Origin of the sequence: Psychrobacter sp. PP-21 (assembly GCF_033790785.1) — a bacterium.
Lineage (GTDB): Bacteria > Pseudomonadota > Gammaproteobacteria > Pseudomonadales > Moraxellaceae > Psychrobacter.
In genome coordinates this window covers 1-452 of record NZ_JAMYEB010000086.1, presented here as the reverse complement: position 1 = coordinate 452, position 452 = coordinate 1, and the positions used below count along the sequence as shown (strand labels likewise).

Sequence of the window (452 nt, the reverse complement as noted above, 5' to 3'; positions counted from 1 at the left end):
CAATTGGCTCGCGCGCGTCGATTATCGCTATGCCGATTTCGGGACCTGGACCCAGACTTTCTTCACCGCAGGGGGAGTCGGGATCGGGTTCGACGACCGCTTCACCGCCCGCGTCAAGGACCGCACACACACCGCGACGGTCGGCATCGCCTACCGATTCTGATTCGGATCACTGCCTAGCGCGGACTTGATCGATCAGGCTGGCACCGCTTCCTCGGATAGGACGCCAGCGATCAGGCTTGGGCCGACGCAGCGCTAGAGGTAGTAAGAAACCTCTTTTTTCGCTTATTGCGCTGATCTGGGCAGGCCAGCCTCTTTTTGGTCCCATTTGTTGCCGAACAGTAACGCTTTCGGGACGTCCCGGCGGCTTTCGGCTTGCCGGTCTTCGCCACTCACCAAGTTTCAATTTGGGTTTTGTCAGCGATGATCGATCTCGCAGAGGACTCACGGTC

1 protein-coding gene is annotated in these 452 nt (G+C 58.8%); it reads right to left on the bottom strand.

Annotation, left to right across the window (positions count from 1 at the left end; all coding sequences use genetic code 11):
• Positions 1-169: 169 nt before the first annotated feature.
• On the bottom strand, positions 170-328 hold the full coding sequence (locus NJD71_RS13670; protein ID WP_319052444.1) for a hypothetical protein: 159 nt from the start codon (positions 326-328) through the stop codon (positions 170-172).
• Between the last annotated feature and the right edge of the window lie 124 nt (positions 329-452).